Annotated in this window: 23 protein-coding genes; 7 read left to right on the top strand and 16 right to left on the bottom strand. The window is 68.2% G+C overall.

Features of this window, described 5'->3' with window-relative positions:
- Positions 1-24: 24 nt before the first annotated feature.
- Positions 25-2,931 carry a bifunctional diguanylate cyclase/phosphodiesterase gene (locus OY559_RS07640; protein WP_277729440.1) on the bottom strand — a complete coding sequence of 969 codons (2,907 nt, stop codon included), beginning with the start codon at positions 2,929-2,931 and terminating at the stop codon, positions 25-27.
- Between the two features lie 262 nt (positions 2,932-3,193).
- On the opposite strand from OY559_RS07640, the gene OY559_RS07635 reads away from it, so the two are divergent.
- The 5 genes from OY559_RS07635 to OY559_RS07615 all read left to right on the top strand — a co-directional run bounded on the left by OY559_RS07635 (position 3,194) and on the right by OY559_RS07615 (position 7,826).
- Positions 3,194-3,748, top strand: a complete 555-nt coding sequence (locus OY559_RS07635; RefSeq protein WP_277729950.1) for an RNA polymerase sigma factor — start codon at positions 3,194-3,196, stop codon at positions 3,746-3,748.
- Positions 3,749-4,739: 991 nt separating this feature from the next.
- Positions 4,740-4,889 (top strand): hypothetical protein, encoded by a 150-nt coding sequence (locus OY559_RS07630; RefSeq protein ID WP_277729439.1) that lies wholly within the window; start codon positions 4,740-4,742, stop codon positions 4,887-4,889.
- Positions 4,886-5,473, top strand: coding sequence for an IMPACT family protein (locus OY559_RS07625; protein WP_277729438.1), 588 nt, complete (start codon positions 4,886-4,888; stop codon positions 5,471-5,473). Before OY559_RS07630 ends, OY559_RS07625 begins: the two co-directional genes overlap by 4 nt.
- A gap of 110 nt (positions 5,474-5,583) precedes the next feature.
- A complete protein-coding gene (locus OY559_RS07620) occupies positions 5,584-7,365 on the top strand; it encodes an ABC transporter transmembrane domain-containing protein (protein ID WP_277729437.1) in 1,782 nt (593 codons plus the stop codon).
- Between the two features lie 74 nt (positions 7,366-7,439).
- Positions 7,440-7,826 (top strand): hypothetical protein, encoded by a 387-nt coding sequence (locus OY559_RS07615; protein ID WP_277729436.1) that lies wholly within the window; start codon positions 7,440-7,442, stop codon positions 7,824-7,826.
- 3 nt (positions 7,827-7,829) lie between these two features.
- On the opposite strand, the gene OY559_RS07610 is transcribed toward OY559_RS07615, so the two are convergent.
- Both OY559_RS07610 and OY559_RS07605 read right to left on the bottom strand, forming a co-directional pair.
- Entirely contained in the window at positions 7,830-8,990 is a 1,161-nt protein-coding gene (locus OY559_RS07610; RefSeq protein WP_277729435.1) for a fatty acid desaturase family protein, read from the bottom strand.
- On the bottom strand, positions 8,990-10,093 hold the full coding sequence (locus OY559_RS07605) for a ferredoxin reductase (protein ID WP_277729434.1): 1,104 nt from the start codon (positions 10,091-10,093) through the stop codon (positions 8,990-8,992). The genes OY559_RS07610 and OY559_RS07605 overlap by 1 nt, the downstream gene beginning before the upstream one ends.
- Before the next feature lie 121 nt (positions 10,094-10,214).
- On the opposite strand from OY559_RS07605, the gene fabR reads away from it, so the two are divergent.
- Complete coding sequence (gene fabR / locus OY559_RS07600) at positions 10,215-10,856, top strand: HTH-type transcriptional repressor FabR (protein WP_225590959.1); 642 nt, start codon at positions 10,215-10,217, stop codon at positions 10,854-10,856.
- 19 nt (positions 10,857-10,875) lie between these two features.
- Here the strand turns inward: fabR and OY559_RS07595 are convergent, their stop codons facing one another.
- From OY559_RS07595 to rlmD, 9 genes are all read right to left on the bottom strand, one after another.
- Positions 10,876-11,364, bottom strand: coding sequence for a L,D-transpeptidase family protein (locus OY559_RS07595; protein ID WP_277729433.1), 489 nt, complete (start codon positions 11,362-11,364; stop codon positions 10,876-10,878).
- Between the two features lie 14 nt (positions 11,365-11,378).
- The gene (locus OY559_RS07590) at positions 11,379-13,007 is read right to left on the bottom strand and encodes an acyl-CoA dehydrogenase family protein (protein ID WP_277729432.1); all 1,629 of its coding nucleotides are present in this window, start codon (positions 13,005-13,007) and stop codon (positions 11,379-11,381) included.
- 88 nt (positions 13,008-13,095) lie between these two features.
- Positions 13,096-14,331: an FAD-dependent oxidoreductase gene (locus tag OY559_RS07585; RefSeq protein WP_277729431.1), complete on the bottom strand. Its 1,236-nt coding sequence runs from the start codon at positions 14,329-14,331 to the stop codon at positions 13,096-13,098.
- Between the two features lie 95 nt (positions 14,332-14,426).
- Complete coding sequence (locus OY559_RS07580) at positions 14,427-14,633, bottom strand: cold-shock protein (RefSeq protein ID WP_055942196.1); 207 nt, start codon at positions 14,631-14,633, stop codon at positions 14,427-14,429.
- A 91-nt stretch (positions 14,634-14,724) separates the two neighbouring features.
- Positions 14,725-15,471, bottom strand: a complete 747-nt coding sequence (locus tag OY559_RS07575; RefSeq protein ID WP_277729430.1) for an S-methyl-5'-thioinosine phosphorylase — start codon at positions 15,469-15,471, stop codon at positions 14,725-14,727.
- Positions 15,472-15,473: 2 nt separating this feature from the next.
- Positions 15,474-16,043: a hypoxanthine-guanine phosphoribosyltransferase gene (locus OY559_RS07570; RefSeq protein ID WP_277729949.1), complete on the bottom strand. Its 570-nt coding sequence runs from the start codon at positions 16,041-16,043 to the stop codon at positions 15,474-15,476.
- Positions 16,043-17,050: a beta-N-acetylhexosaminidase gene (gene nagZ / locus OY559_RS07565; RefSeq protein ID WP_277729429.1), complete on the bottom strand. Its 1,008-nt coding sequence runs from the start codon at positions 17,048-17,050 to the stop codon at positions 16,043-16,045. Before nagZ ends, OY559_RS07570 begins: the two co-directional genes overlap by 1 nt.
- A 10-nt stretch (positions 17,051-17,060) precedes the next feature.
- Positions 17,061-17,579, bottom strand: coding sequence for a CYTH domain-containing protein (locus tag OY559_RS07560; RefSeq protein ID WP_277729428.1), 519 nt, complete (start codon positions 17,577-17,579; stop codon positions 17,061-17,063).
- Positions 17,580-17,669: 90 nt separating this feature from the next.
- The gene (rlmD, locus tag OY559_RS07555) at positions 17,670-19,013 is read right to left on the bottom strand and encodes a 23S rRNA (uracil(1939)-C(5))-methyltransferase RlmD (protein ID WP_277729427.1); all 1,344 of its coding nucleotides are present in this window, start codon (positions 19,011-19,013) and stop codon (positions 17,670-17,672) included.
- A gap of 100 nt (positions 19,014-19,113) precedes the next feature.
- Between rlmD and OY559_RS07550 the strand changes: the two genes are divergently transcribed.
- Positions 19,114-19,818 (top strand): response regulator, encoded by a 705-nt coding sequence (locus tag OY559_RS07550; RefSeq protein ID WP_277729426.1) that lies wholly within the window; start codon positions 19,114-19,116, stop codon positions 19,816-19,818.
- 5 nt (positions 19,819-19,823) lie between these two features.
- On the opposite strand, the gene recO is transcribed toward OY559_RS07550, so the two are convergent.
- From recO to OY559_RS07530, 4 genes are read right to left on the bottom strand one after another with little or no spacing between them, the layout of a single operon-like run.
- A complete protein-coding gene (gene recO, locus OY559_RS07545; protein WP_277729425.1) occupies positions 19,824-20,567 on the bottom strand; it encodes a DNA repair protein RecO in 744 nt (247 codons plus the stop codon).
- Between the two features lie 16 nt (positions 20,568-20,583).
- On the bottom strand, positions 20,584-21,522 hold the full coding sequence (gene era, locus OY559_RS07540; protein WP_277729424.1) for a GTPase Era: 939 nt from the start codon (positions 21,520-21,522) through the stop codon (positions 20,584-20,586).
- Positions 21,523-21,532: 10 nt separating this feature from the next.
- Positions 21,533-22,195 carry a ribonuclease III gene (rnc, locus tag OY559_RS07535; RefSeq protein ID WP_277729423.1) on the bottom strand — a complete coding sequence of 221 codons (663 nt, stop codon included), beginning with the start codon at positions 22,193-22,195 and terminating at the stop codon, positions 21,533-21,535.
- A gap of 4 nt (positions 22,196-22,199) precedes the next feature.
- On the bottom strand, positions 22,200-22,577 hold the full coding sequence (locus OY559_RS07530) for a DUF4845 domain-containing protein (protein WP_142125079.1): 378 nt from the start codon (positions 22,575-22,577) through the stop codon (positions 22,200-22,202).
- Positions 22,578-22,590: the final 13 nt, after the last annotated feature.

Raw genomic sequence — 22,590 nt, 5'->3', positions numbered from 1 at the left:
GGCGTGTGCAGCGAATCACAGGGCTCAGGCGACGTCGGCCGCCACCGCCTCCATCTGCGCTGCCGGCCGTCCCAGCAGGTAGCCCTGGCCGAGCAGGCAGCCCAGTTCGATCAACGTCTTTCGCTGCTCTTCGGTTTCAACGCCCTCGGCGATGGTCTCGATGCCCAGCGTACCCGCCAGCGCCAGGATCGCGCGCACCAGCGCCAGGCTTTCCGGCCGCGCTTCGCTGCCCAGCCCGGAGACGAAACTGCGATCGATCTTGAGCACCGAGATCGGGAAACGGTGCAGGTAGGACAACGCCGAGAAGCCCGTGCCGAAGTCGTCCAACTGCGCCAGGATGCCGTGCTGGCGCAGCGTGCGCAGGATGCGCAATGTGCGTGGGGCATCATCCAGCAGCGCCACCTCGGTGATCTCCAGCCGCAACCGTGCGGGATCCGCGCCATGCGCTTCGAACATCGCCAGCAGACGATCGCCGAAATCGGGCGAACGGAAATGCCGTGGCGACACGTTGACCGAGATGTAGCCCTCCACGCCACGCGCGATCTGCCGTACCACCTGCTCGTACAACAGCCAATCGACCTGCTCGATCAGTCCGCTGTCCTCGCCCAACCCGATGAACTCCGCCGGCAGCAGCAGCCCGCGCCGTTCGTGCTGCCAGCGCAGCAGCGCTTCATGGCCGATCACCCGCCCGTCGTCCATGCGACGGATGGGCTGGTAGAACGGCAGGAAGTCGCGATGGTTGATCGCGCGGCGCAGGTCGGCCTCCAGGTCCAGGCTCTGCATCGCCGCTTCGCGCATGGCCTCGTCGAACAGGGCGCAACGGTCGCGCCCCTGTTCCTTGGCGCGGTACATCGCAGCGTCGGCATCGCGCAGCAACTCCTCGCCATTCCGGTAGCGCGGGTGCCAGACGGCGATGCCCAGGCTGGCGGAGGGAAACAGTTCGCGCCCCGCCACCCACATCGGCCGCCCCAGCAACGCCAGCAGGCGCTGGGCGAAGTCGCGTACGTTCTCCACGCCATCCGCATACTCGACCAGCAGTGCGAACTCGTCGCCCCCCAGGCGCGAGACCACGTCGTCGTCACGCACGCTCATGATGATGCGTCGGGCGACTTCCACCAGCAGTTCGTCGCCCGCCGCGTGCCCCATGCTGTCGTTGACCAGCTTGAACCGGTCCAGGTCGAGGAACAGCACCGCGAAGGCCTGGCCGTCGCCATGGCGCGCGCGGTCGATGGCAGCCGACAGCCGATCCAGCAGGTGTGGGCGGTTGGGCAGCCCCGTGAGTGCGTCGTGCGTCGCCTGGTACGTCAGCTGCTGTTCGGCGCGCAGGCGCTCGCCGATCTGCGCACGCAACTGGTGGTTCGCCTCGGCCAGCTCGCGCGTGCGCTCGTCGACCCTGCGCTCCAGTTCCGCGTGCGCACTGCGCAGGCGCTCCTGCGCGCGCTGCCGGTCCAGGCCGTTGCCGATGTGGTGCGCGACGAAGGTCAACAGGTTCTGGTCGTGCGAAGTGAACTTCACTTCTTCGGTGTAGCTCTGCACCACTACCGTGCCGACCACGTCTTCGCCGCGGAACAGCGGCACACCCAGCCAGCTGTACGCGGGTGGACCGTGCTGCAGGAGCTTGCCCTGCTCCGCCAGTTGGCCGATCACCTCGCGGTCGGCCAGCAGCGGCCGACCGGTGGCGATGACGTACTCGGTCAACCCGTTGGTCATGCGCCGCGACTTGCGCATCGGGTCGCGTTCGTCGATCGAGTACGGAAAGGCCAGTTGCTCGCCATCGTCCGAAATCAGGGCGATGTAGAAATTGCGCGCATTGATCAGCTCATCGACCACCACGTGCACATCGGCGTAGAAGCGCTCCAGACTCTCCGATGTGATGGCCAGGTCGGTGATGCGGAACAATGCGCGCTGCAGCTTCTCCGCGCGCTTGCGCTCCATGATCTCGGCCTGCAGCTCGCGGTTGGCGCGCTGCAGTTCGTGCGTGCGCACCGCCACGCGGTGCTCCAGTTCCACGTGCGCGTGCTTGCGATCCAGCGCGGTCAGGATGTGCTGTGCCACATAGCCGAGCAGCGCGCGATCCTCGTCGGCATAACTCGCCGGCGCGTCGTAGCTCTGCACGACGATGGCGCCGCAGACCCGGTCGTCCCGGCGCATCGGCACACCCAGCCAGTCCAGACTGTCCGGGCCATGCGAGGGATCGCGCATCACGCCCAGCTTCTGCCGGATGACGGCCGACGGTCCGCGCAGCGGCTGGCCATGGCGCAGCAGCGCGAAGGTCATGCTGTTGGCCATTTCCTCCTCGCCGAACTCGCGCTCGGGTTCGGCGACATAGGGATCGCGCTGGTCGGCGAAGTAAAGAAAGCGGACCGAACGGCGCTGGTCGTCGTACAGCACGATGTAGCAGTTCTCGGCATACATCAGCGAGTTCACCACCGCGTGGATGCGGCGGAGCATCTCCGGCATCTCGAGGTCGGCACCGGCCAGGTCGGCGATTTCGTAGAGCGCCTGCTGAAGCCGCTTGGATTTTTCCAGCGAAACGATGCGCGCCTGCGCGCGCGCGGCATCCAGCGAGGTCACCAGCAGCGTGCGGGCCAGCGACAGCCACGCATCTTCCTCCGGCGCCGCCAGCGGGTGCGGCAATGCCAGCGCCAGCGCAACGCGCGCAGTGCCATCGGCGTTGTCCCACGCGTAGGTGCGCTGCACGGGGCCATCGTGCTCCACCTGCGTTTCGGCGAGCGCATGCTCGGCGCGGCGCTTCAGCGCACCGGAAGCCCCCGGCGTGGCACCGCTGTCGTTGCCCAGCGCCCAGTCGCGCCAGCTGAGCGCCAGTTCAGCGCCGGCCGGCAGCAGCCCGCGCAGGATCGACGCAATCCGGTCCGCCGGCGAGGCGTCTGCGCTGGCCGGGTTGTCGGCGCTGATCGATGGCGTAGGCATGCCCTTGTCCCGACCGAGTCGGTGCGTGGTGTCTGGAAGTCCCCCGCGGCGAGCATACCGCCTGTGCCCCCCTGAACGGAAACGGCCAGGGCAACCCCTTCAAGGCCCGTCGCGCGTTTGAAAACGTGTGCCCCGCCCCGTTCCCCCTGCCGCCTTGACCCACCCGACCACGATCCCCGACGGGCGTCGATCACTGAACGTGTCGGCGCCGCGGCCCCGCCCCGACTTCACGGGCGTGCGCGGACGGCTTACGCTGGTGTCGGTGAACGACCTCGCAGAACCCGCCGACGAGACCCTGATGCTGGCCTACGCCGCCGGCGATGCGTCGGCCTTCGAACAGCTCTACGCGCGCCATCGCGGGCCGCTGTACCGGTTCCTGTTGCGCCACCTTCGCGACCCTGCACTGGCCGACGAGTTCTTCCAGGACACCTGGCAACGCGTGATCAGCGCGCGCCAGGGGTGGAAACCGGAGGCGGCGTTCGGGACGTGGCTGTACCGGATCGCGCACAATCGGTTGAACGACCACTGGCGCGCGTCGAAGCATCGACCCGCCGCGCCCGTGGATGCGGACGAGCGGACCGCACGCGTTCCGGACCCGGATACCCCGGAGCGCCAGCTCTCCGAGTTCGAGCAGCGGCGGCAGCTGCAGCTGGCCATGGATGAACTGCCGCCGGAACAGCGCGAGGTCGTGCTGCTCCGGCTGGAGCAGGAACTGACCCTGGAGGAAATCGGCGACATCACCGGCGTGGGCCGGGAAACCGTGAAATCGCGCCTGCGCTATGCGATGGACCGGTTGCGGACGAGATTGAATCAATGAAGACGCCCCACGAGCCCCTGACGCCCGAAGAACGCGCGCTGGCGCAGTCGCTGTCCCGGCTGGGACCGCACGGTGCGCCGTCGCCGGAGCTGGATGCGCGCATCCTGGACGCCGCGCGGGCGGCGGTGGAGGACACGCCGTCACGAGGCGGCGCGGTGCCGCCAAACCGCCGTCGTTGGCCGCTGGGCATGGGCGTGGCGGCATCCGTGCTGCTGGCCGCCGGCATCGCCTGGCAGCTTCGCCCCAGCCACGACATTCCGGTGGCCAGCGAAGCCCCGGCACAGACGCAGCGCTCGGCCCAGCTGATCGGCGAGGACGCCGATGTCGCCGCCGCGGATGCCGCCGCGCCCGCCGTCGAATCGCTCGCTCCTCCGCCCGCGATCGTGGCGACGGAACCTGCCGCCGCGACAAAGGCCATACAACCTCCTTCGCCATCCGCCGCCATCGAACGCGACGCCACGCCGTCCGGCCCGGCGCGCAAGAACGCGGAAGCGGCCGCGCGCCAGGAAGCCGTGCCGAAGCGCAGCCCCCTTGCGCTGATTCCCGCTGTTCCGGGCCTGCCTTCAGCCGAGGAGACATCGCCGCGCGAGCAACCGGCCGCACCCCAGGCCTTCCCGGCCGAAATGGACGCGTACGCGCCGCCGGCAGCCATGGCTGCGGACGTCCCGGAAGCCGTCACGGGAGCGCAGACGCAACATCGTGCGGCGATCCAGCAACAAGAGGAACAGCGCATCCGGTACGAGGAGGAGCGCAAGCAGGCAGCAGCGAATGAAAGCCGCACCCTCGACACCATCTCCGTGACCGGCAGTCGCGTGAGGACGCGCGAACGCCAGGCCCGTGCGCAGGACGGGGCACCGGTAGCTGCAACTGCAGCCGCCGCCCCACCGCCCCCGCCCGCCCTGGCCGCCAGTGCCGCAGCACCCAGCCCAGTGCCGCACGCACCGCCCTTCGGCGCACCGACCTGCAGCTACCCGTCGACGCGGACACGCGATTGCCTCCCGACGAATGGCTCGACCGCATCCGCCTGCGCCGCGACCTGGGCGACAACGCCAATGCGCTGCGCAGCCTGCAGCTGTTCGTGCAGGAGCACCCGTTCCAGCGTGTCCCGGACGACCTGCGTCCCCTGCTCGGCACGCCGTGAGCCACACCCTCGCCGCGCGCGCCTCCCAAGTGCTGGAGGTGAAGCACAGCCGTTTCCTGGCACAGGCCGCCCCCGTCACCGATACCGACGGCGCGCTCGCCTTCCTGCGCGAGGTCGGCGATCCCGCCGCGACGCATAACTGCTGGGCCTACCGGATCGGCGGCGAATACCGGTCCAGCGATGACGGCGAGCCCTCGGGCACCGCGGGCCGGCCGATCCTGGCTGCCATCGACGGCCAGGGTTTCGATCGCATCGTTGTCGTGGTGACGCGCTGGTACGGTGGCATCAAACTGGGCGCGGGTGGACTGGTACGGGCGTATGGCGGTGCAGCGGCGGAATGCCTGCGTACGGCCCCAAGGCAGGCACTCGTGGCCACCACGCACCTGGTGCTGGCCTGCCTGTTCGACGATCTGGGTGCGGTGCATGCCGCGCTCGCGCCGCATCTGGCGACCAGGCTGCAGGAATCGTTCGACGAGAACGGAGCCTTGCTGACGCTGGAACTGCCGGCGGATCGCGCCGACGCCTTGAAAAACCATCTGCGCGACGCCACCCGTAATCGGGTACGCGTTGTCGATCCGGTGTGATCGCCCGGGCTGCACAGGTGTTTGTGGAAAGGGCTTCCGGCACGAGGGAAGCGCAGCGGCCTGGTCGGGGCTGAAGCCCCTTCCACAACCGCTTTGAGAACGGATCCCCGATGAACACCCCGCTCGAGACGCCGGACGGTACTCCCTCGTCCAAAGCCAAGGCCAAGCTGGGCACCCTGCGTGCCCTGTGGCCCTTCGTGCGCCAGCACGGCGGCCTGTTCACCGCGTGGCTACTGGCGCTGGCGCTGGCGTCTGCGGCGACGCTGAGCCTGCCGGTCGCCTTCCGGCAGATGATCGACAACGGCTTTACCGACGGCGCGAACATCAACCGTGCGTTCCTGTTCCTGTTCGTGGTGGCTGTCGTGCTGGCGCTGGCCAGCGCGGCGCGCTTCTACTTCGTGTCGCTGCTGGGCGAAAAGGTCGTGGCGGACCTGCGCGGTCAGTTGTACGGCCACCTGATCGGACTGGACGCCGAATTCCATGACCGCAGCCGCTCCGGCGAACTCGTATCGCGACTCTCCGCCGACAGCGAGCTGCTGCGCACGGTGGTAGCCACCAGCATGTCGGTAGCGCTGCGCAGCAGCGTCACCGTGATCGGCAGCCTGGCGATGCTGTTCGTCACCAGCCCCCGACTGGCGGCCTTCGCACTGATCGGCATCCCCCTGGCGGTACTGCCCATCGTGCTGGGTGCCCGCCGGCTGGAGAAAGCGTCGCGCGCCAGCCAGGACCGCGTGGCCGATGCCAACACGCTGGCCAGCGAAACCCTGAGCGCCGTCCGCACGGTGCAGGCGCACGCACGCGAGCCGTACGAACGCGGCCGCTTCGGTGCCGCCATCGCGACCGCGGTGGAAACCGCCCGCAAGCGCATCCGCGCGCAGGCATGGGTGACCGCCGCGGCCATCACCCTGATCTTCGGCGCGATCACGCTCGTGCTCTGGTCGGGCGCGCATGACGTGATCGACGGCACGATGAGCGCCGGCACGCTGGGCCAGTTCGTGCTGTACGCGCTGATCGGCGGTGGATCGGTCGGTGCACTGGCCGAGGTATGGAACGAACTGCAACGCGCGGCCGGCGGCATGGGCCGCATCGCGGAGTTGCTGGGCGAAACACCTGCCATCCAGGCGCCGACACAACCACGCACATTGCCGCAGCCGGTCAACGGCGAGATCCGCTTCGACAACGTCTCGTTCCACTACCCGTCGCGCCCCGATCTTCCCGCACTGGATGGCTTCGACCTCACCGTCAATCCAGGCGAAACCGTGGCCCTGGTCGGCCCGTCCGGCGCCGGCAAAAGCACGGTGTTCTCGATGCTGCTTCGCTTCCATGATGCGCAAACGGGCGGCGTGCGCATCGATGGCGTGGACCTGCGTGAACTCGACCCGGCGCAGTTGCGCGAACACATCGCACTGGTGCCGCAGCAACCGACCATCTTCGCGGCCAGCGCAGCGGAGAACATCCGCTACGGCAAGCTGGATGCCACCGATGCCGAGCTGCAGGCGGCCGCCGAAGCCGCCGAGGCCGAGGACTTCATCCGCGAACTGCCGGGCGGCTTCGACAGCCAGCTCGGCGAGCGTGGCGCACGCCTGTCGGGTGGCCAGCAGCAGCGCATCGCCATCGCCCGCGCCCTGTTGAAGGACGCCCCCATCCTGCTGCTGGACGAAGCCACCAGTGCCCTGGACGCGCAGAGCGAGCGCGCAGTGCAGCAGGCGCTGGAAAGGTTGATGGACGGCCGCACCACATTGGTCATCGCGCACCGGCTGGCCACCGTGTTGAAGGCCGATCGCATCGTGGTGATGGACCGGGGCCGCATCGTCGCGCAGGGCACGCACGCGGAACTGCTGGCGCAGGATGGCCTTTACGCCGAGCTTGCGCGACTGCAGTTTCTGGATTGACCGTGCGCGGATCGCATCCGCCATTCCCTTGTTGCTTGGACTAGGATGCGGCGGACCAGAGCCGGAGCCCGCGCATGATCCATGAGTCACTCCCACCCTTGCTGCGTGGCCTGGGCACCACGCTGATCCTGCTGACCAGCGCACTGGTCGTCACGGTGGAACGTCGTGAAGACACTGACCCCACAGGACACGCGGCAATGGCGCGCCTGGCGTTGCAGGCGGAGGAAGCCGCTCATCGTGGCGAATCCGGATCGGACGCACTGGCCACGGAAGTACGCCTGCTGCGCCTCCAGTTGCAGGACAGCGACCTGGCCGACGAGGTCTTCGAGAATCCCTGGTTCCAGTGGCTGTGCCTGCTGGGTACGGGCCTGATCGCCGCTTCGTTCTTTGCCGAATGGCGACTCAGGCGCGACATCGCGCGTGCGGCGCGTGCCGTGGCACCACCGGGCGGCGCCGCGTAGCCCTTAGGCGACGGCTTCCGCCTGGACCAGCGCCATCGCGCGTCGCGGCCGGCTGGGGAAGGCATGCCGCACGATGCGCCAGCAGACCTGCCCGAACTGCGTGAGCAGCGTGCCGGTGTTGTAGTGCTGGCCGTAGCGGGCGCAGATCGCGCGCACTTCGCGTGCCATCTCGGCGTAACGGTTGGCCGGGATGTCGGGGAAGAAATGGTGCTCGATCTGGTGGCTCAGGTTGCCCGACAGCACGTTGATCAGGAATCCGCCGCGCAGGTTGGACGAACCACGCAACTGGCGCAGGTACCAGTGGCCACGCGACTCGTTCTTGATGCATTCCTTGGGGAATGTTTCCGCATTGGCGGTGAAGTGCCCGCAGAAGATGATCACGTAGGTCCATACGTTGCGCAGGCCGTTGGCCACCAGGTTGCCCAGCAGTACCGGCAGGAAGAAAGGCCCGGCCAGCGCCGGATAGATCACGTAATCCTTGGCCAGCTGGCGCCCCATCTTGCGCACCACCGGTGCGGACTTGCGGCGCAGCTGCTGGGTGGTCATCTTGCCGTGCCACCAGCGGCCCAGCTTGAGGTCCTGGATGGCGATGCCCCACTGGAACAGCAGCGCGAACACCACCGCGACCACCGGCTGCGCCAGGTAGAACGGCTTCCACTTCTGCTCCGGGAAGATGCGCAGCAGGCCATAGCCGATGTCGTCGTCCATGCCCCGCACGTTGGTATACGTGTGGTGACGGAAATTGTGCGTGTGCCGCCAGTTCTCGCTGGTGGCAACGATGTCCCAGTCGTAGGTCTTGCCGTTGAGCTGCGGGTCGCCCAGCCAGTCGTACTGGCCATGGATGACGTTGTGGCCCAGTTCCATGTTGTCGAGGATCTTGCCCAGGCCCAGCGACAGTGCGCCCAGCGCCCACAGCACCCAGAACAGCCAGCCCACCGCGCTGTCGGCCAGCCAGAGGCCACCGGCGATCGCGGCGGCGAGCAGCAGCACGCGGCCGGTCAGGTTGGCGTACCGCACCGCTTTGACCACGTTGCGGATATAGCGTGCATCACGCTGGCCCAGCGTGGCCACGGTACGCGCACGCAGGGCATCCAGCTCCTCGCCGAAGCGATCCAGTTCGTCGGTGGTGAGACTGCGGTTGCGGGGGGAGGTAAGGGTCGTCATTACAGATCCAGCTCGATGTCGGTGGCGGCGCTGTGGATGCACAGCTTCAACGCCTGGGTGGGCTCGTGCATCAGGTCGCCACTGGGCAGGTGGCGCGTGCTGCCCGCGGACTTGCCGCAGGCGCAGGTATTGCAGATGCCCATGCGGCAGCCGGACGGCGGCTTGAGGCCATGCTGCTCCAGGGCCACCAGCAGGGATTCGCCGCGCGGCACACGCAGCGTGCGCCCGCTGCGTTGCAGGCGGATGTCCACCTCGCCCTCGTCCACGACGAGTGCCGGCGGCGCGGTGAACGCTTCGGCCTGGAACGAGGCCACGCGCGAGGCCAGCAGGCCGCGCGCGGTTTCGACGAAACCGCCAGGGCCGCAGGCGACCACTTGTTGCATGGCGGGGTCGCCCGCCTGCGCGGAGAGCACCGCGTCATCGATGCGGCCTTCGGCCTCGTCGTCGGCCGACGCGGCTTCGCGCGTGAGCAGCAACCGGAAGCGGAAGCCCGGATGGGCGGCGGCGAGCGCACGCAGTTCGTCGAGGAAGCAGGCCTCCTCGCGCCGGCGCACCCAGTAGAGCAACGTCAGTCCGACCGGCATGCCCTGCCCGGCCAGTTCACGCACCAGCGCCATGAGCGGTGTGATGCCGCTGCCGGCGGCGAGCAGCAGGTAGGCGCCGGTCGGCGCTGCGGGCAGCGTCATGTCGCCGAACGCCTGCCCCAGCTCGACGATCTCGCCGATGCGGGCCCTGGAGTGGAGGTAACGGCTGACCTTGCCACCCTCGATCGCTTTCACTGTCAGGGGCAGCAACCCGTCCGCCCGCGGGGGCGCCGTCAGGCTGTAACTGCGGGTAACCCGCACCCCGTCGATCTCGACGCCGAGGTTCACATGCTGGCCGGCGCGATGGCCCGCCCAGTGGCGATTCGGCTTCAACAGCAGGGTGACCGCGTCCGCGGAGGCGGATTCGCGGCCCACAAGCCGGGCCAGCGGGCGCTCCCAGGTCCAGGTACGGTGCAAGCGGGTGGCCCAGAAATCGAACACATCCGGCTTGACCAGCGGCCGGATCAGGCGTTTCAGGGGACCGGGCCGGCGGGGGGTCGGACGGATCTGGGCGTTCATGGCCTCCACTATACCCATGTAAGGACGGGTGTGTATACAGTTGTATATTAATTTACGAGGCTATGATGCCCTCATCACTCCGCACGTCCGGCCTTCCCGCGTGACTTCATACCCGCAACCGCTGCCCCACGACGACAACGGCCCTGGCCGCAAGGCGTCGATTTCGCGCGAAGACCTGATGGCGGCCGCGCTGAAACTGGTGGGCCCGCATCGCAGCGTGTCCACGCTGAGCCTGCGCGAAGTGGCCCGCGAGGCCGGCATCGCCCCCAACAGCTTCTATCGCCAGTTCCGCGACATGGACGAACTGGCCGTGGCGCTGATCGATCTGGCCGGCCGCTCACTGCGCAAGATCATCGGCGAGGCCCGCCATCGCGCCTACAGCAGCGACCGCAGCGTGGTGCGCGGCTCGGTGGAAGCTTTCATCGAACAACTGCGCGCGGACGACAAGCTGCTGCACGTGCTGCTGCGCGAAGGCAACGTCGGTTCGGACGCGTTCAAGCACGCAGTGGAACTCGAGCTGCAGTTCTTCGAAGAAGAGCTGTGCATGGACCTGGTACGACTGGCCACGCGCGACAACGCTCCGCTGTACGAACCGGCGCTGGTATCCAAGGCCATCACCCGGCTGGTGTTCGCGATGGGCGCCACCGCGATGGATCTGCCGCCGGAGAAGGACCAGGAACTGATCGAACAACTTTCGGAGATGGTCCGCATGATCATCACCGGCTCGCGTGCGCTGGCCTCGCGCGGCGGCGGCCAGCGCTGACCTGTCCGCGACGCGCCCGTCAGGGTTCGATGCGGATCGGCGTGCCCACCGGCACGCGCTGCCAGATCGCTTCCATTTCCGTGTTTGTCACGGCGATGCAGCCCTCCGTCCAGTCCACGCGTGAGCCCGGCGGCGTAGCGCCATGGATCATGATGTCGCCGCCCGGATCGACGCCACGCGCAAGCGCCTGTCGACGGTCGGCGGCATCCGGATAGGAAATGCGCAACGACAGGTGGAAGCGGCTGCGTCCGTTGCGGTAGGTGATGCGGTACTCGCCTTCCGGTGTGCGCTGGTCGCCCTGCTCGCGCTTGTGCCCCACCGGCACGCCCCCGAGCACGATGCGATACGTGGCAATGGTGTGCCCATCGCGCAGCAGCGCCATGCGACGCTGGGCCTTGTGGACAACGATCGCGTCAGCCTGCTCCGCGGCAGGCAACAGGGGCGGCGGCCAATCCCCGTGTTCGCGTGCCTGCGACGACGGACCCAACGCAGCCAGAAGCGCGATCATCCAGCGCAAAGCCTTCATACCGGCAACGCCCGTGCCAGCAAAGGAGCTGCGTCCACTTCCGCCGGCAGCGTGCCGAGCGCAAGGCCATGCTCCCCGCCCAGTCGGCTGCGGATGAACAGCGCCGCAGCCGGACTGTCTGCACGCAGCAGCGCCGCGGCCTGCATCGCCAGCGCCAGCCGCTCGACGAGCAGGCGCGCACCGGCTTCGCGGGCGGCCGCCAGGTCGACACGCAGGCGATCGACAAACGCATCGAACGCCGCGTCGTGTCCGGATGCGGCGGCCAGTTCGTCCGCCACCGCCTGCACGGCCTCGGGTTCGCGCGCGAGGGCGCGCAGCACGTCGAGGCATTGGATGTTGCCGCTGCCTTCCCAGATCGAATTCAGTGGTGCTTGCCGATACAGCCGCGGCAGGATCGACTCCTCCACGTAGCCGGCACCGCCCAGGCACTCCTGCGCCTCGTTGACGAACGCGGGCGCGCGCTTGCAGACCCAGTATTTTCCTGCAGCGGTGGCAATGCGCGCGAAGGCGGCTTCGCGTGGATCGCGCGGCGCCGCATCCACCGCGCGCGCCACCCGCAGCGCGAAGGCGGTCGCCGCCTCCGACTCCAGCGCGAGGTCGGCCAGCACGTTGCGCATCAGGGCGTGTTCCACCAGCGGCTTGCCGAACGTGCGGCGATGCCGCGCATGGTGCAATGCCTGCACCAGCGCCATCCGCATCTCGGCCGCCGACCCCAGCATGCAGTCGAGCCGGGTCAGCATCACCATCTCGATGATGGTGGCCACACCGCGCCCTTCGTCGCCGACACGCCATGCCCGCGCGCCAGTGAATTCGACTTCGCTCGACGCATTCGCCCAGTCGCCCAGCTTGTCCTTCAGCCGCATCAGCCTGAATGCGTTCTTCGCACCGTCTTCCCGCCGGCGCGGCATCAGGAAGCACGTCAGCCCGCCCGGCGCCTGTGCCAGCACCAGGAAGCCATCGCACATCGGTGCGGAGAAGAACCACTTGTGCCCGGCCAGCGTGTAGGTGCCATCGGCGTCCGGCGTGGCGATGGTGGCGTTCGCCCGCACGTCGGAACCGCCCTGCTTTTCGGTCATGCCCATGCCCAGCGTGATGCCGGCCTTGCCGTCGATGGGAACGTCGCGCGGATCGTAATGGGGCGCGGCCGCCTTCGCCGCCCATTCGCGCAGCGCAGGCTCGCGCTGCAGGACGGGGACGGCCGCATGCGTCATCGTCAGCGGACAACTGGTCCCCGCTTCCGCCTGGTGATGCAGATAACTCAACGCAGCGCGCGCGACGTGTGCGCCGGGCAACGGCTCGTGCCACGACAGGCCGGCGACACCGTGCGTCTTCGCCGCCTCCATCAACTGGTGATAGGCGGGGTGGAATTCCACCAGGTCGATGCGATGGCCGTGCTGGTCGTGGGTCCGCAGGCGCGGCCGGTCCCGGTTCGCGTCGAAGCCAAGACGGTAGAGCGTGTCGCCCGCCAGCGCGCCATAGGTCGCCAGCCGTGGGGCGAACGCTCCCGCGCCCTCACGCATCACGCACTCGCGCAACACGATGTCGTCCGCCCACAGGTTGCGCGGCGCGAACGGTGGCGGCTGGTTTTCCACGGAATGCGTTTCGAACGGAAAGAGTTCGCTCATCGTCGGTTCCCGTTGCACGCCCGGATTCTCGCGCAATTCAGCGCGGCGTGCGGATGCACTGCGGGCCATGCCACCGATTGCGATGCTCCTAGCCAGTGCGGGCGAGCTCGCGAAGTGTCCCGAGGAACGCCTGCTTCAGCTCCAGCTTGCGGAAGAAGCCGTGCTGCGTGCCGCTCAGCACCCGCAGCATGTGGCCGCGCCCACCCGGCAGCCGGCCCATCGGGAGGAAGGCCAGATCGCGGGCATGCGCGATGACATCGCGGTCGGACTGGAATATCGGGGTCAGCCAGCGGCTCCAGAACTGGTACACGCCGACATGCGCGCGGCGTTCGCGCTGATACGCCTCCAGCGCCGCCGGGACATGGCCCTGCACGCGCAGCGCGTCACGCAGGGCCATCGCATCCATCAGTGCCATGTTGACGCCCTGGCCCAACTGCGGACTCATGCCATGCGCGGCGTCCCCGATCACGACGAGGCGGTCCCTGTACCACTGCCGCAGGGTCACGTCGCGATAACTGGCGCGCGCGAGTTGGCCGGCGTCCACGGTGTCGGCCAGGCAGGCGTCGGCCTCTGGCCAAAGGCGTGCCACTTCATCGCGCCATGCCGGCAGACCGCGCGCGCGCCAGGCATCGAAGTCGCTGACGGGCAGACTCCAGAAAAAGCTCAACCTCGGCGTTCCATCACCGGGCCGCGTGCCCACCGGCAGCAGCCCGATCATCTTGCGCGCGGCCACGTACCGCTGGCGCAGTTCATCGTTCCAGCGCCAATCGCCTTGCGGCACCAGTCGCCACAACGCACCCCACGGATAGACGGCCTCGCGCTTCACGGCTCCGGTCGCCACGCGAAGCCGCGAAGCCGCACCGTCGGCGCTCACCACCAGGTCGAACGGGCCATGCCAGCGACCATGCTGGTCGCGCACGCGGCGCGTATCGTCGCTGACGGCCTCGATGGCGTGGCCACGATGGATCTCGCCCTGCCCGGCCCATGCCTCCGCCAGCAGCGTGAACAACGCTCCGCGCTGCATGCCCAGCCCGAACAAGCGCGCGTCCAGCCCGGCATAGCGCATGTCCATCACCGCGCGACCGCAGGGCGTTTCGCCATACAGGCGATTGACCCGCCGGCCATGCGCCAGCACATCGGGCAACAGGCCCAGTTCCCACAGCACCTGCAGTCCCGTCGGTTGCAGCAGGAAGCCCGCGCCGACCGGCCCCAGTGTTTCCGCCTGCTCGAAGACCTCCACGCGGTGGCCGTCACGCGACAGCAGCAGTGCCGCGGCCTGGCCAGCGGTGCCGTAACCGACGATGGCGATATGCAGGGAGTTCATCGAATGCGGCGTCTCTTTCCTGCCGAAGCACGATGGGCCGGAACGCAGGCGTTAAAAAACCCCGCCGGAGCGGGGTTCAAGAAAATCGTCTTGGATCAGGCTGCCGGCGTGATGTTGGACGCCTGTGCACCCTTCGGGCCCTGGGTCAGCTCGTAACTGACGCGCTGGCCTTCCTGCAGGCTGCGGAAGCCCTTGCTATTGATGGCGGTGTGGTGCGCAAAGACATCGGCGCTGCCATCTTCTGGCGCGATGAATCCGAAGCCCTTGGCATCGTTGAACCATTTCACGGTACCGTACGGCATAGCGCTTGTATTTCCTTTTCTGGATGCGGGTGGAATGTGTGGCGGTGACGTCACACACGCCGAGTATGCAAAGGCCGGCGCGCGTTGACAATCACCCTCGCGCCAACGCGGCCACCAGGGCCGGGATGCCGGCGGAGGCAGCGGCCACGTTCGCCAGTACCTCCTCCATCGTGATTTCCTCGTCTGTGCCGCAGCCCGCCGCCCAGTTGGCCACGATGGCCAGGCAGGCATATTCCAGGCCCATTTCCCGCGCCAGACCGGCTTCGGGCATGCCGGTCATGCCGACCAGATCGCAGCCATCGCGGCGCATCCGGCGTATTTCGGCACGGGTCTCCAGACGCGGTCCCTGCGTGGCGCCATAGCACCCGCCATCCACCAGATCCACACCGGCCTCGCGGGCCGCGGAAAGGATCTGCTGGCGAAGTAAATGCGTGTACGGATCACCGAAATCGACGTGCAGCACTTCGCTGCCGGGTTCCTCGCAGATCGTCGAGACCCGGCCCCAGGTGTAGTCGATCAACTGGTCCGGGCAAGCCAGCACGCGCGGACCGCAGGCATCGGTGATGCCGCCGACGGTGTTCAACGCCAGCACCCGGGTGGCGCCCAGGTCCTTCAGCACCTGCAGGTTGGCGCGGTAGTTGACCCGATGCGGCGGCACCGAATGGCCTTCGCCATGACGGGCGAGGAAAGCCACGCGACGCCCGTCCAGCGTGCCGATGCGGACAGGACCCGATGGTGCGCCGAAGCGCGTGTGCAGCTCCTTCGTCTCCACGTCCTGCAGGTCGGCAAGCCTGTAGACGCCGGTACCGCCGATGACGGCAAGCGCGATGTCGGCCATGGTCAGTCCTTCAGCGCGTAGATGCCCGGCAGGTTGCGGCCCTGCTCGTGGTAGTCCATGCCGAAACCGAACACGTAGCGGTCCGCGACCTCCAGGCCCACATAGTCCGCGCAGATGCCCGGCACGCAGCGATCATGCTGCTTGGTGGTCAGCGCGGCGATGCGTACGTCGGTGGCGCCCTGCTCCAGGCACCACTGCTTCACCGCCAGCAAGGTATGGCCTTCGTCGAGGATGTCGTCCACCAGCAGCACACGGCGACCGTAGAGCGCGGTCGCGGGGCGGTGCTTCCACACCAGCTCCCCGCCCGTGGTCTCGCCGCGATAGCGGGTGGCGTGCAGGTAGTCGAACTCCAGGTCCAATCCCAGCGCGCCCAGTTCCAGCGACAGCTGCCCGGCGAAGGGAAGCGCACCGTGCATGATGGTCAGGTAGACCGGCACTTCGCCGGCATAGTCGCGCGCGATCGGCGCGGCCATCGTGGTGATGGCACGGTCTATCGTCGCGCGGTCGACCAGCAGGTCGGCATTGGCCAGCGCGTCGGCCAGCTTCGGCTTCGGATTGCCCAGCGATTCCATCATGCAACTCCCGTGAGACTGTCGAGCACGCGCGTCTGGGTGTCGCCATAGCGTGCATCGGCGATCAGGCCGTCCCACCCCAGTGCGCCACGGCCCAGCACCCCGAGCACGGCGGCGGTATTCAGTGTGCGGCCTTCCACCGCCTTCAGCGACTCGTCCACCAGTTTGGGCGAACACACCAGCACCACGTCGCATCCCGCGTCCAGGTGATCATGGATGCGCTGCTTCACGCCCCCCGCCGAGAACGCCGCGGCCATGCCGATGTCGTCCGAGAACACGACGCCGCGGAAACCCATCTCGTCGCGCAGGATCTTCTGGATCCAGAACGGCGAATAGCCCGCCGGTTCCGGTGCCACCGCCGGATACTTCACGTGCCCCATCATCACCGCATCGGCCTTGGCCTCGATGCCGGCGACGAACGGGACCAGATCCTCCACCCGCAGCACGTCCAGGCTGCGCGGATCGACGGCGTCGTCGAAGTGGGTGTCTTCCAGCACCGTGCCGTGGCCGGGGAAATGCTTCAGCGTGGCCGCCATGCCGGCCGCGTGCATGCCGCGGATGTACGCGCGGGTGAACTCGGCCACGATCTGCGGATCGGCGTCGAACGCGCGATTGCCGATGGCACGGTTGCCACGCGCAAGGTCCACCACGGGCGCAAAGCTCAGGTCCACGCCACTGGCGAGGATCTCGCTGGCCATCAGCCATGCGTGCTCTTCGGCGCGCTGCAGGGCCAACTGCGGCTCACGTGCATAGAGCTTGCCGAAGCCTTCCAGCGCCGGCAGATCGCTGTAGCCATCGCGGAAGCGCTGCACGCGGCCGCCTTCCTGGTCCACGCAGACCAGCTGCGGGCGAGGCGCGGCGGCGCGGATGGCCTGCGACAGTTCCGCTACCTGCGCGCGCGAGGCGAAGTTGCGGGTGAACAGGATGACGCCTGCGACGGCGTCGTGCTGCAGCCAGTCGCGTTCCTGCGTGGTGAGTTCGGTGCCGGCGATGCCGATGACGAGCATGGGGTGTTCCTCAGGGAATATCGGTGGCGGCGCGTTCGTCGTCGGACCATTGCCCGTAGGGACGCGACGCCAGCGCCAGATTGTAATAGCGGGCGGTGTCGGTGACCTGCTTGCCGGCCCAGGCAGGTTTCACGAAGTCTTCATCGGCACGGTCGAGTTCGATTTCCGCGACCACCAGCCCTGCGTTGTCACCCACGAACTCGTCGACTTCCCACAGGTGACCTTCGTGCCGCACGTAGTGCCGGCGCTTGTCGATCACGCCACCCACGCACAGCGCAAGCAGCGCGCGCGCGTCGGCGACCGGGATGGCGTAGTCGAATTCCTGCCGGCTGGCGCCCAGCTCGCGCGATTTCAGGTTGAGGAAGGCGGCCTCGCCCTGGATGCGCACACGCACCGAGGCCTTCTGTTCGCCGCGGTCCATTGCCCCCATGTCGTTGATGTAGCCCTGCGCCATCGGCACGACCTCGTGCGCGGCATCGCGCCATGCATCGCCGGTGACCAGGAATTTGCGCTCTATCTCTATGCCCATCGTGGGAGTCCTGCGCTTTGTAGGAGGGGCTTCAGCCCCGACCGCGGGCCATCGGAACAGCAGTCGGGGCTGAAGCCCCTCCTGCACGGATCAATGCCGTTCGAACAGGGCGATGGATTCCACATGTGCCGTATGCGGGAACATGTCCATCACACCGGCCGACGCCAACGTGTAGCCCTGCTCGTTGACCAGGTAACCCGCGTCGCGCGCCAGCGAGCCGGGATGGCAGCTGACGTAGACGATGCGGTCGAACTGCTTGAGCGGCAACTGCTGCAGCACTTCGATGGCACCGGAGCGCGGCGGATCGAGCAGCAGCTTGTCGAAGCCCTGCCGCATCCACGGCGTGCCGCGCTGGTCCTGGGTGAGGTCAGCGGCGTGGAAATGCGCGTTGTCCAGCCCATTGCGGGCAGCGTTGTCGCGCGCACGCACCACCAGACCCGCCTCGCCTTCCACGCCCACGACCTCGCCAACCAGGCGCGCCATCGGCAGCGTGAAGTTGCCCAGCCCGCAGAACAGGTCGAGCACACGGTCCTGCGGCTGCGGGTCGAGCAGTTCGAACGTCCGCGCGATCATCTTCTCGTTGAGCGCCGCGTTCACCTGGATGAAGTCCAGCGGGCGGAAAGCCAGCGATACATCCCACGGCGCCAGTGCGAACGCCAGCTGCGGCGCCTCCGGCCACAAGGCATGCACGCTCTCCAGTCCACCCGGCTGCAGGAAGATGGCGAAACGGGTGGCCTGGCCGAACGCGGCCAGCTTCACGCGATCGCCTTCGCTCAGCGGCAACAGGTGACGGAACACCAGCGCGATGCCACTGAAGTCCGCACTGGCGTCGCCCGCGATGAACTCGATCTGCGGGATGTGCTCGCGCGCGTCGAGGCTTTCGACCAGCTCTGCCAGGGCGGTGATCTTCGTGCCGATCTCCGGGATGACGGTGTGGCACTCGGACAGGTCGGCGACGAAGCGCGGATCCTGTTCGCGGAACCCCACCAGCGTCTTGTCCTTCTTGTTGACCCGGCGCACGGAGAAGCGGCCCTTGCGGCGGTAACCCCAGGCGGCACCGGTCAGCGGGGGCAGCACGGTCCGCGGCGTGACGTGGCCGATGCGCTCCAGATTCTCCAGCAGCACGCGCTGCTTGGCTTCGATCTGCCGGGCCTCGTCCAGGTGCTGCAGCACGCAGCCGCCGCAGGTACCGAAATGCGGACAGCGCGGGGTGACGCGGTCGGGCGACGCTTCCAGCACATCGAGTGCTTTCGCTTCGTCGAAATGGCGGTTCTTCGCGGTCTGTTCGGCCATCACCCGCTCGCCCGGCAATGCACCGGAGACGAATACGGCCTTGCCGTCGCGGCGGGCGACGCCCCGTCCGTCGTGGGTCAGGTCGGTGATGGTGGCTTCGAAGGGGGTCTTGTCGATGCGGGGGGAGCGGGTACGTGCCACGTGGCGTCAGGCTGCGTGTGTTGGCGGGGCCGCATTGTCGCATGGGCGCCGCCCGCCCCCGCCGACGCTAAGATGGGACCAGTCCGCAGGATGCCCGACCATGACCCACACCGACGGCACGATGCCCCTGCTCCTGCTGGTGGAAGACGACCCCATCAGCGCCGAGTTCCTGTCGGCCGCCCTGTCCGCATTGCCTGCACGTGTGGAGCGCGCGGCGGACTGCGCGCAGGCGCTGGCGTTTCCGCTCGCCTTCGACGCGTGGCTGATCGACGCCAACCTGCCCGATGGCACCGGAGCGGCGCTGCTGCAACGCCTGCGCGCGCGCCATCCGTCCACGCCCGCCCTCGCGCATACGGCTGATGCGACGCCTGAGACACGCAAGCGGCTGGTCCAGGCCGGCTTTGCCGACGTGCTGGTCAAGCCGCTCCCGGCACAGGCGCTGCAACGCGCCGTGCGCAGTGCGCTGGCAGGCGGCGCCGGCATCCCGTCGGCACAGGCCCTCCCCGACTGGGACGAGGCCGCCGCACTCGCCGTACTCGCCGGCAATCGCGAACATGCCGCGCTGCTGAGGGAATTGTTCCTGTCCGAGTTGCCCACGGCGACTGCAGCCTGCCTGGAGGCATTCACCCGTGCGGATGCGGCTGCGCTGCGTGCCCAGTTGCACAGACTGCAGGCCAGCTGTGGCTTCGCCGGTGCCTGTGCGTTGGCCGGCATCGCGGGCCGCTGGCACGCCGCCCCCACCGATGTGGCGCTGCGCGACGCCTTTGAAGACGCGAGCAGGCGCCTGCTGTCGCCGACGGACTGACGGCGTCAGCCCGTCGGCACGCCGCGTTGTTTCAGCCGCCCCAGGTCACTGATCATTTCCCAGGATTTCAGCCCCCTCGGGCCAAGGTGGTGCGCCAGTACCGAGCGCATCGGCAACCGCAGGCTGGCGAGGTCGTCGGGCGAAGGTGCTGCATCCTCCGCCAAGGCGAGCAGCGCGCGGCCGGTGGCCGCCTGGCTTCGCTCCCCGTGGCCGCGATCGCTGAGCAGGCGACGCGGGCCGTGTTCCGGATCGAGCAGGTAGCGCGCCGCCGGGTCCACCGGTTCGCCATCGCCATCCACATCCAGCGCGAAGCCGACACCCAGTGCGTCCAGCAGGTCACGTTCGAACCGTCGCAGCGACCATGCCAGTCCGTCACGCAACCGCAACCGTTCGCGGGCCTGCGCATAGGCGTCGAAGAGCTCGGGCAACGGGTCGTGCCGCGGCACCAGCCGCAGTACGAGTTCGCTGAGATAGAACGCGGCCAGCATGGCGTCACCTGCGGGCTGCGGTGCCGCGTCCAGCGCTTCGGCGCTCACCAGTCGTGCCAGTTCGCCGCGCAGGTCGCAATCGAGCCGGATGTGTTGCAGCGGCTGCAGCGCGGCACGCAGGACGTGCTTCTTCGGCCCTTGCACGCCCCGCGCGACCAGGCCCAGGCGCCCCTGTTCCCGGCCCAGCACTTCGACCAGCAGGCTGGTCTCGCGCCAGGGGCGCGCATGCAGGACGAAGGCGGTCTCGCCGGTGATGCGCATTCAGGCCCGCGCGGGCTCACTCATACCCGAAGGCCTTGAGTGCCGTCTCGTCGTCGGACCAGCCCTCGCGCACGCGTACCCAGGTTTCAAGGAATACCTTGCGGCCGAACAGGTGTTCCATCTGCTGGCGCGACTTGCTGCCGATCTCCTTCAGCCGCGCGCCGCCCTTGCCGATCACGATGGCCTTCTGGCTCTCGCGCTCCACCCAGATCACCGCACCGATGCGGGCCAGCTCGCCTTTGGGCGAGTCTTCGGTGGTGAAGTTCTCGATTTCGACGGTGGTGGCGTACGGCAGTTCCGCACCGAGCTGGCGCATCAGCTGTTCGCGCACCAGTTCGGCCGCGAGGAACCGCTCGCTGCGGTCGGTGATTTCGTCTTCGCCGAACATCGGCGGCTGCTCCGGCAGCAGCGCCAGGATGTCCTTCACCAACGCGTCCAGGCCATTGCGCTTCAGCGCCGACACCGGATGCACCGCCGCGAACTCGCGACCCTGCCCGACCTCGGCCAGGAACGGCAGCATCGCCGCCTTCTCCTTGATCCGGTCGACCTTGTTGACCACCAGCACCACCGGAATGCCTGCATCGCGCAACACGTTGTAAGCCAGGGTGTCTTCCTCGTCCCAGCGGCCCGCTTCGACCACCATCAAGGCCGCCTCGACCTCTTCCAGCGCACCACGGGCGGCCCGGTTCATCACCCGGCTCATCGCCGAGGCGGAGAACTTGCCCTGCTGCTTGTGCAGGCCGGGGGTATCGACCAGCGCGATCTGGCCTGCCGGCCGGTCCTTGCCCGCCGCGAAGGTCGCGATGCCGAGCAGCCGGTGCCGCGTGGTCTGCGGGCGGTTGGAGGTGATGCTGACCTTGGCACCGACCAGCGCGTTGGTCAGCGTGGACTTGCCCACGTTGGGACGACCGATGACGGCAACACTGCCGCTGCGGTAGGAGGAGGAATCGCTCACCTGGGGGTACTCATTTCAGAATGTCGAGCTTGTCGAGCAGTGCCGCCGCGGCGACCTGTTCGGCATTGCGGCGCGAGGTGCCCTCGCCGTCCGCCGCAAGGGGCGGGTCCAGCGTGGTGCAACGCGCGAGGAAGAGTTTGGCGTGGTCGTCGCCGCTTTCCGAGACCAGTTCGTAGACCGGCAGCGGACGCTGGCGCCCCTGCAGCCATTCCTGCAGCCGCGTCTTGGCGTCCTTCTCCGGTCGGCCGACCGGGAGGGCGGCCAGCGAGGCTTCGAACCACGGCAGGACGACCGCGCGGCAGCCCTCGAAACCGGCGTCCAGGTAGATCGCAGCGACCACCGCCTCAAGGGCGTCGGCGAGGATGGAATCGCGGCGATGCCCGCCGGACTTCATCTCGCCCGGCCCCATCGTCAATCGCTCGCCGAGTTGCAGTTCGCGGGCGATGACGGCCAGCGCCGCTTCACGCACCAGTTCGGCGCGGGCGCGGGTCAATGCGCCTTCATCGGCCTTGGGCCAGCGCTGGAACAGCGCTTCTGCCACCAGCAGGTTGACCACGCTGTCGCCCAGGAACTCCAGCCGCTCGTTGTGGGGAGCCCCCGCGCTGCGATGCGTCAGGGCCTGCGCAAGCAGGCCCTGGTCGGCGAACGCATGGCCGATGCGGTCAACCGCCAAATCCCTATTCCGCGCCGCGACGCGTCATCGCCTGCTCGGCGGCGAAGTTGCCGACCACATCGAGGTTGCCGACCAGCGGCCGGCGCACTTCATAGGCGACCTTCATGTTCCAGCCGCCCTCCATCCGCTCGATCTTCACGTGCGAAGGCTTGATGTTGGTCGCGTAGTTGATGTCGAGGCGGCGGAAGAACAGCTCGTGGATCCGGGCCGGGTCCATGTCCGCCACGCCCGCCTCGTTGGCCAGTCCCTTCATGGAGGACTTGACCGCGTAATACTCCTGGTACATCGGGAACAATCGCATGGCGATGTAGGCGGCGAAGCCCACCACGGCCAGCACCATCAGAAAGCTCATCAATGTCATGCCGCTTTGCTTGCGCTTCATTGCCATTCCCCCG

Origin of the sequence: Pseudoxanthomonas sp. SE1 (assembly GCF_029542205.1) — a bacterium.
In the GTDB taxonomy this organism is placed as follows: Bacteria; Pseudomonadota; Gammaproteobacteria; order Xanthomonadales; family Xanthomonadaceae; genus Pseudoxanthomonas_A.
This window is presented reverse-complemented; position numbering and strand designations above follow the sequence as displayed.